The organism is Alkalihalobacillus alcalophilus ATCC 27647 = CGMCC 1.3604 (assembly GCF_000292245.2).
Classification (GTDB): domain Bacteria; phylum Bacillota; class Bacilli; order Bacillales; family Bacillaceae_D; genus Alkalihalobacillus; species Alkalihalobacillus alcalophilus.
The window spans coordinates 1-8,398 of record NZ_ALPT02000126.1 but is presented as its reverse complement, the minus strand read 5'-3'; the positions used below and the strand labels follow the sequence as shown (position 1 = coordinate 8,398).

Genomic DNA, 8,398 nt, shown 5'->3' with positions numbered 1-8,398 from the left:
TGGTATAACTTTTTTTAAACAATACATCTTTTTTACAAGCGGTACGACTTTATTTCAAAACTACAAATCTTCCGAGAGCAAGGCATATAAGTAGATGGTTACGTGTTCCGGCTTTTGATAAATATTAAGGTTCGGCATGTCCGTCAGTAGTTTCACGAGATACTGATAAAAATCAATTCCATTCGCTTTTGGCTGTTGAAGAGATAACCAGCACACTTCCTTCATTTGATAAATCTATCGTACCAGGAGGTGCTGGTGGATTATATACGTGGTTTGAATACGTGTTTACGAATAATCGTGGATAGGTAATGAAAAAGGTGAACAGTCGGAATTACGGTGCGAAAAATGGATGATAGGTAATGAAAAAGGTGAACTGTCTAAATTACGGTGCGAAAAATGGAAGATAGGTAATGAAAAAGCCGTGCTGGCTAAATTACGGTGCGAATAATCACGAATAAGTAATAAAAATCACGATCTAGCTAAATTAAGGTACGAATCCGACTCACAGGGGAATCCCCTGCCCCAAGCAAGGTGAATTTTACAATTTTCTAGTTTGTCCCTTCCTTTTTGCTGTCATATCACGTCTGAAATTTGCATATTTTTGGAACGAGGTGCATTTGAACTTGTGAGGAGTTTTGTTTATTTAATCTAGCTATGTCCGTTAGAAGCTCGAGAAAAATCGCCCATCTGAATGAAGACAAAAAGCATCTTCATCAGCTGTTCTTATTTTTTCTCGCTTCTGGACGAACGGACTGCGCTTTTTATTCAATCTAGCTACGTCCGTTAGAAGCTCGAGAAAAATCGGTTCGTCTTTATGAAGACAAAAAGCGTCTTCAACAGTCGCCCAGTATTTTTTCTCGCTTCTGGACGAACGGACTGCGTTTTTTATTCAATCTAGCTACGTCCGTTAGAAGCTCGAGAAAAATCGCCCATCTGAATGAAGACAAAAAGCGTCTTCATCAGCTGTTCTTATTTTTTCTCGCTTCTGGACGAACGGACTGCGCTTTTTATTCTAAGGAGGGATTGTTAATTGCTCAATATGGTCGAATTAAGAGAATTAATCCGGTTGCTGAGTCGTTCCTCTGTCAATGAATTAACGTTTGTGAATAATGGGGTTCGTTTTTATTTGAAGAAACCGAGCCCACCTAAGGAGGAGGTGAAGCGAAAAGATGGCTTAAACAATGCTGGTGAGGTGGCTATTGTTTCAAATGTAAACTGTGTTGATTCCTTATTTGTTGGTCGTTTTTTTAATCCATGTATACAAGTGGGCGATGTGATTCAAGTAGGACAAAAAATCGCTGTTTGTCAGGTGGAAGCCTTGAGATTAAGCCAAGAAATGAAAACGCCGATGGCTGGTGTTGTGGTCGAATGGCTTGTTCAAGATGGGGAGATTATTGAGTATGGTCAGCCTCTTTTACTGGTGAAGGAACTTAAAGAGGAGGAGATTCCTTGAAACTTTATGAAATCAGGGAGATTATCAAATGGTTTGAAGCTTCTTCTCTTGAAGAATTAGAAATTGAAACGGTAAAAGGGGAATCAAAACTTCAATTAAAACGGCAGAATGGCAGGTCTATAGTTGGTGAATCTGAGCTTCAGGTAAGAAATGCTAAGTTTAATAAAAAAATAGAAGAAAGACAGACTAATAAGAAAGCACAAAATACATTAAAAGTGATAATGGTCAATTTGTAAAGCAGAAACAATCTCTTTTTCGGATTAAGCCGTTATGAATAAAGGGATAATTGTTTTTTAGTAGAGGGATGAAGGAAGGAAGAAGTAGATGTTAGACCGTAGTGTTCGTCAGCTAGACCATATCGGGATAGCTGTTAGTGATTTAGAGAAATCGTTAGTCTTTTATAAAGAGATTCTTCGGTTGCCGTTTCTTGGTTTTGAAACAGTTGAGCGTGAAAAGGTCCGAATTGCTTTTTTTGAGCTTGGCGGGTGCAAACTTGAATTGTTACAAGCAACGTCTCCAGATAGTCCTATTGCTTCGTTTATTAAAAAGAGGGGAGAAGGGATTCATCATCTAGCCTTTAAATCCAAGAATATGGAAGAAGATTTTGTTTTTATGGAAGAGAAAGGGATTCGAGTGATTGGAGATGGGCCTAAACTCGGGGCAGGGGGACAATTCATTCATTTTCTTGATCCGAAATTAACTCACGGTGTATTGATTGAACTTTGTGAGCCAGCTCCTGATCATAAATAGGGGCTTTTTTCTTATTCGTTTTGGGTGAGTTTTCATTTTGCGATAAGGTGGTGAAGCCTATGAAGAATGAGTATGACAAATTACATGACCTAATGTCACGTAAACAGAAGATTGAGCTTGGGGGAGGCGAGGAGCGAATTCATGCTCAGCATTCGCGTGGAAAATGGACAGCTAGGGAGCGCATTGAGTTGTTATTAGACTCGGGTTCGTTTGTCGAATTAAATGCTTTTATCCAACATCGCTCCACTCAGTTTGGGATGGAGAAAACCGAAGCACCAGGGGATGGGGTCGTAACGGGGTATGGTGAAATTGCTGGTCGTCTCGTCTATGTCTTCTCCCAAGATTTTACGGTATTTGGTGGGGCTTTAGGAGAAATGCATGCATTAAAAATCGCTCGATTGATGGACTTAGCTGTTAAAGCGAAAGCACCGATTATTGGATTAAATGATTCAGGTGGAGCGAGGATTCAAGAAGGAGTAGCCTCCTTAGATGGTTACGGTCAACTTTTTTATCGAAATTCGATTTACTCGGGGGTGATTCCACAAATTTCCGTTATTCTTGGTTCTTGTGCCGGTGGGGCGGTTTATTCACCTGCTTTGACGGATTTTGTCTTTATGGTTGAGGAGACGAGTCAAATGTTTATTACGGGTCCTAAAGTGATTGAAACGGTAACAGGTGAACAAATCTCTGCTGAGGAGTTAGGTGGGGCGAAGATGCACGCTAGTATGAGTGGTTGTGCCCACTTTACTGAAAAATCGGAATCAGCCTTGCTTGAGGAAGTTCGTCGGCTCTTACCCTTTTTGCCGCAAAGTTATTTGGAAAAAGCCCCTATTATTGAAAATGACGAGGGGGATGATTGGTGTGAACATTTACTTGAACTTGTGCCAACGGAGGCGACGAAGGTTTATGATGTACGAAAGGTGATCGAAGCAATCGTTGATAACGCAGACTTTCTAGAAGTTCATGCAAAGTTTGCTAAAAATATTGTTATTGGTTTCGCTCGTATTGCTGGACATAGTGTTGGGCTCGTTGCCAATCAACCAAAAGTGATGGCAGGGGGGCTTGATATTAATGCTTCCGATAAATTGTCTCGCTTTGTTCGCTTTTGTGATTCTTTTAATATTCCAGTAATTACGTTTGAGGATGTCAGTGGTTTCTTTCCTGGTGCTAGCCAAGAGCAGAGTGGAATTATTCGGCACGGAGCAAAGATTTTGTATGCCTATTCTGAAGCCACAGTGCCTAAGATTACAGTGATTTTGCGAAAAGCTTTTGGTGGTGCTTATGTGGCGTTAAATTCAAAAGCAATTGGGGCTGACCTTGTTTATGCTTGGCCAAATGCTGAAATTGCGGTGATGGGGCCAGAAGCAGCAGCGAATATTATTTTTGCAAAAGAAATTGAACAAAGTGAGAACCGAGAGCAAACACGGAGAAATAAAATAACTGAATATCGAGAACAGTTTGCTAACCCTTATATTGCGGCCGCTTATGGAATGGTTGATGATGTCATTGACCCTCGCGAAACAAGGAAGAAATTAAGAGAAGCTTTGCAAATGCTTCGAGGAAAAGAAGAATCACGACCTAATAGGAAGCACGGTAATTTGCCACTTTAAAATGAGGAAGTGCAAGAAGGTTGAATGACGGTGAAGTGGTGTTATGAGTTGGGGAAATCCAAATCGGTCATCAATCCCCTCCTCTTGCTATTCGCTCTCCAAGAGCACTCCTCAAAAGCGGCGATTTAACTAAAGCAGCTCCGCATTAATTAAATCACTAAAATTTAGTGTGAGCGAACCGTTAGCTGTTTCAAGGTGAATTTGCTGCTCCCTTTGATTGACACGGTCGACTAAGCCCCCAGCCTGTTTGATGTTTCCTAGTGTCCAATAATCAATGCGGACAGGGAGTGTATGGTTGAGAGCATCTAAAATGACGAGCCCAATTTCCTGAAAGGCTTGTTCATCCAACTCAGGCTTTGGGACTTTTTGCTCTTCCTCTTTTTGTTTAAGTAAGGCTTCTTTATGCTCAGGAAGAAACATTCGACTTCCTTCCCAAAGTAAATTTCCTCGTTTTAAATGTTCATTCATCGGTAGTGACCTCCAATTTTTGCGGCACGGTCTTTTGCTTGGCTAGCAGAGAGCAGTGAGGTAGCCCGCATGAGCGTAGTTTTGCCAAAACGAGAATTAATCGTATCCATTGTGGATTCAAGTTTTAGTAATTGATCGCGGTTTTGTTCAAATAAATTTAATTGAATTTCTTGGTCACTCGAGAGTGTTGAAAGGGAAACAGCTAAGCGGCGAATCGGATATTCGTGCCAAAATCTTTCGAGGAGCTGACAGGCGGCATGAAAAAGTTCAAGCGTCAGATTTGTTGCTTGCTCCATTTTTAATTGCCTATGAAAGCCCTGGGGTATGTTATAGCTAGCACCGGAAACGCTTAGGCTGACGGTCTCTCCAAGTACCCCTCTTGACCGAGCTCTCCTGCACACTTCTTCACAAAGCTCTAATAAAACGACTTTAATATCGGTTTTATTGTCATAATCTCTGGGCAGTGTCATGCCATGACCAATAGCTTTTTGCCTGTCATGGGATTCGGTTGTAACGGGTGAATAGTCAATGCCATGTGCGGTCATCCAAAGTACATGACCAGGAATTCCCCATTTTTTCTTAAAGCGTTCTAATGGTGTTTTGGCAAATTGACCAATCGTACGAATTCCCATATTGCGAAAATGTTTTGTGCGTTTGCTCCCGACACCGTAGAGCTTTTCGATTGGTAGCGGCCAAAGTGTTTCAGCTAAATTCTTTTGTTTAAGCCAGTAAATGCCATCTTTATTATGTTTCGCAAATAAGTCACAGGCCATTTTGGCGAGGACTTTGTTTTCACCAATCCCAATCCGGGCTCGAACTTGCATCTGATTCCATATTTGTTGTTGAATTTGTTTCGCTATTTGCTCAGGTGGGCCAAAAAGTCGTTGACTACCAGTAACATCAAGAAACTGTTCATCAATTGAAAAGGGTTCGACTAAGTCAGTATATTGTTTTAATAATTCCGTAATTTGCAGGGAAATATCAACGTACTCTTGCATTCTAGGACGAACAATTAATAAGTCGTTGCATTTTTGCTTTGCTTCCCATAAGCGTTCTGCATTTTGAATTCCATATGATTTGGCAAGCGGACAAGCAGCGAGGATAACACCACTTCGACGAGCCGGATCCCCAGAGACGACAAGTGGTTTGTTCGCATGTTCTGGAAAGCGAGCCTTTTCGACTGAGGCATAAAAGGACTGCATATCAATTAAAAAAATAACCTTCATTTTAAACCCCTACCTTTTAGGAACTTATGTTCGTATTTTATTATATGCGAAAATACGTTCGTTATTCAATGAGAAATAATGGAATTTAAGTAGGGGTAAGGAGTAATGAATAAATTTAGCCCTAATAAAATACGAATCGTTTCTATATGAAAGAAGAAAAAGTTTAAGGGGCTTTTACAAAAAAACGACAAGAATATTCGCTATTCTGATGTAAAATAAAAAAGAGAGACGAAGAAGGGGTGAGAGCTTAATGAAACGAGTGGCGGTTTTTTGTGGAGCGAATGAAGGAAGTGAGCCAGTTTATATGGAGAGGGCTCGATTATTAGGGGAAGAGATAGCGAAAAATAACCTCGGACTCGTTTACGGTGGAGCGACTGTCGGATGTATGGGTGCTGTGGCAGATGCTGTGATGAAAGCAGGGGGTGAGGTCGTTGGGGTCATTCCAGAAAAATTGGCAAGTGTTGAAGTAGCCCATCGTCAAATTACCGAGCTGCACATCGTCCAGACGATGCATGAACGAAAAGCGATGATGGCAGAGAAAGCCGATGCATTTATTGCGTTACCAGGAGGGGCTGGCACGATGGAGGAATGGTTTGAAGTGTTAACTTGGGCACATATAGGTTATCATAATAAACCGTGTTGTCTCTTAAATGTCAATGGTTACTATACTCCATTGCTAGAATTGTTTGAACATATGATCAAACAAGGATTTGTCAAAGAATCCTATCGAAAGTTAATCATTATGGAAGACGAGCCAGCACAGTTGCTGCAAAGAATCTTAAGTAAAAATTAAGACAAACCTATGCTACAGTCGTTCATTATTTGGAGATTGTAGCCTTTTTTGAAACCCCTCCCCATTTTTTGCTGATTATTCGATTTAGAAGATAAGCAGCATGAAAAAAAATTCCTGTTTGTCCTAACCATTTTAAAAAGATGTGGCATAACGTAAAGTAAGATCTATTTGTCAAAGAGATCATTTTGAGAGATTATCGAAGTCCATATCAATAAATGTGATAGGGAAAGGAAGGAGGAGTATGTATTATGGAAATTAGACAAGATTTTATTCCGACTAGCAATCGAAATCGTCCAGGAACGCGAATGACGCCACGTTTTATTACCGTTCATGAAACGGCGAATCGTCGAAATGGAGCAAATGCTAGGATGCATGCCGAATATGTTAAAAATCCGACTACTTCAGTTAGTTGGCATTATACAGTTGATGATGGTGCTACGATTTATCAACATTTACCTACTAATGAGATTGGCTGGCATGCAGGAGATGGTGGGACTGGACAAGGCAATCGTGAATCGATTGGAATCGAAATATGTGTGAATAGTGACGGTGACTTTACAGAGGCAACGGAGAATGCCGTTTCATTAATTCGCTTTTTAATGGAGGAGCATGGTATTTCAATAAATAACGTCGTACCACATCAGCGTTGGACAGGAAAAAATTGTCCGGCTACTTTGTTAAAAATATGGGATTCATTTATCGCTCAAGTTCGCCAGTCACCTGATGTTGATATCATTGAAAAGCCTGAAGTAGGAGGAGTTCAAACGCCATCGAACCTGTTAAGACGAGGTAGTAAAGGTGAGGCTGTTCGGCAATTACAACAAGACCTCTTAAAAGTAGGGGAGAGTTTACCACGATTTGGAGTAGACGGTGATTTTGGGGCAGAAACCGAAAATGCGGTCCGTTCTTTTCAACGTAAACAAAATATAACCGTTGATGGAATTGTAGGACCACAAACGAATCAGGCTCTAGCGAAAGCGTTAGAAGCATCCCCAACGCCACCACCCCCAACACCGCCAGCCCCGCCAGCCCCATCACCCCCACCAGCATCAGGAGGGGGGGGACAAAAACGCACATTAAGAAATATACGCCCAATGATGACTGGGGACGATGTTCGGACTGTACAAAGAGCTGTTGGAGCAGCGGTAGATGGTATTTTTGGACCTAACACAGAGCAAAAAGTTCGTGAATTTCAACGAGCTCAAGGATTAACAGCAGATGGAATTGTTGGTCCCAAAACGTGGGCCGCGATTGAAAATCCCCGAACAAAGCCAACGTATAGTCGCTTATTAACATTAAGAAGTCCTAATATGCGTGGGGATGACGTTCGTGAAGTGCAAAGAAGATTAGGTGTGACGGCAGATGGCATTTTCGGTCCTAACACAGAAAGAGCTGTCCGGAACTTCCAAAGACAACAAGGAATAACTGTTGATGGAAAAGTAGGACCAGTTACTTGGAATCGGTTGTTTTAAAAACTGAATGTTATTAAAGAAAAACAATTCTACTAGGATCATTAGTCTATGAGGGCTAATGATTCTTTTTTTACTAGACAAGGGGAAAAGAAAGGAGTGGGGAATGATGCCAAAAGCATATGAATCAGAGTGCCAAAGGGAATCATAGGGAGTCAATGATGCCAAAAGCATATGAATCAGAGTGCCAAAGGGAATCATAGGGAGTCAATGATGCCAAAAACATATGAATCAGAGTGCCAAAGGGAATCATAGGGAGTCAATGATGCCAAAAGCATATGAATCAGAGCTGTAAAGGAAATCATAGGGAGTCAATGATGCCAAAAGCATATGAATCAGAGTGCCAAAGGGAATCATAAGGAGTCAATGATGCCAAAAGCATATGAATCAGAGTGCCAAAGGGAATCATAGAGCTCGAATGAAGCCAAAAGCCCATGAATCAGAGCGGCAAAGGGAATCATAGGGAGTCAATGATGTCAAAAGCATATGAGTCAGAGCACCAAAGGGAATCATAGAGCTCGAATGAAGTCAAAAGCCCATGAATCAGAGCCGCAAAGGGAATCATAGAGCTCGAATGAAGTCAAAAGCATGTGAATCAGAGCCGCAAAGGAAAACATAGGGAGTCAATG

The 8,398-nt window shown here is 41.2% G+C and carries 8 protein-coding genes and 1 pseudogene; 7 read left to right on the top strand and 2 right to left on the bottom strand.

The window, feature by feature from the left end; translation table 11 throughout:
* Window positions 1-1,039 precede the first annotated feature (1,039 nt).
* From BALCAV_RS20115 to BALCAV_RS20100, 4 genes are all read left to right on the top strand, one after another.
* Window positions 1,040-1,453, top strand: coding sequence for an acetyl-CoA carboxylase biotin carboxyl carrier protein (locus tag BALCAV_RS20115; RefSeq protein WP_235213156.1), 414 nt, complete (start codon window positions 1,040-1,042; stop codon window positions 1,451-1,453).
* Window positions 1,450-1,689, top strand: a complete 240-nt coding sequence (locus BALCAV_RS20110) for a hypothetical protein (RefSeq protein ID WP_003322532.1) — start codon at window positions 1,450-1,452, stop codon at window positions 1,687-1,689. Before BALCAV_RS20115 ends, BALCAV_RS20110 begins: the two co-directional genes overlap by 4 nt.
* A gap of 88 nt (window positions 1,690-1,777) precedes the next feature.
* On the top strand, window positions 1,778-2,203 hold the full coding sequence (gene mce, locus BALCAV_RS20105) for a methylmalonyl-CoA epimerase (RefSeq protein WP_003322533.1): 426 nt from the start codon (window positions 1,778-1,780) through the stop codon (window positions 2,201-2,203).
* Window positions 2,204-2,262: 59 nt separating this feature from the next.
* Complete coding sequence (locus BALCAV_RS20100) at window positions 2,263-3,813, top strand: acyl-CoA carboxylase subunit beta (protein ID WP_003322534.1); 1,551 nt, start codon at window positions 2,263-2,265, stop codon at window positions 3,811-3,813.
* Window positions 3,814-3,942: 129 nt separating this feature from the next.
* Here the strand turns inward: BALCAV_RS20100 and BALCAV_RS20095 are convergent, their stop codons facing one another.
* Complete coding sequence (locus BALCAV_RS20095; RefSeq protein WP_003322536.1) at window positions 3,943-4,281, bottom strand: YolD-like family protein; 339 nt, start codon at window positions 4,279-4,281, stop codon at window positions 3,943-3,945.
* Window positions 4,278-5,507: a DNA polymerase IV gene (locus tag BALCAV_RS20090; RefSeq protein ID WP_003322537.1), complete on the bottom strand. Its 1,230-nt coding sequence runs from the start codon at window positions 5,505-5,507 to the stop codon at window positions 4,278-4,280. The genes BALCAV_RS20095 and BALCAV_RS20090 overlap by 4 nt, the downstream gene beginning before the upstream one ends.
* Before the next feature lie 250 nt (window positions 5,508-5,757).
* On the opposite strand from BALCAV_RS20090, the gene BALCAV_RS20085 reads away from it, so the two are divergent.
* The 3 genes and pseudogenes from BALCAV_RS20085 to BALCAV_RS23160 all read left to right on the top strand — a co-directional run bounded on the left by BALCAV_RS20085 (window position 5,758) and on the right by BALCAV_RS23160 (window position 7,772).
* Window positions 5,758-6,300, top strand: coding sequence for an LOG family protein (locus BALCAV_RS20085; protein WP_003322538.1), 543 nt, complete (start codon window positions 5,758-5,760; stop codon window positions 6,298-6,300).
* A 245-nt stretch (window positions 6,301-6,545) separates the two neighbouring features.
* Window positions 6,546-7,286 (top strand): annotated as a pseudogene (locus BALCAV_RS22955) (peptidoglycan recognition protein family protein); the annotation flags it as partial.
* A 108-nt stretch (window positions 7,287-7,394) separates the two neighbouring features.
* Entirely contained in the window at window positions 7,395-7,772 is a 378-nt protein-coding gene (locus BALCAV_RS23160) for a peptidoglycan-binding domain-containing protein (RefSeq protein WP_326938329.1), read from the top strand.
* Window positions 7,773-8,398 lie beyond the last annotated feature (626 nt).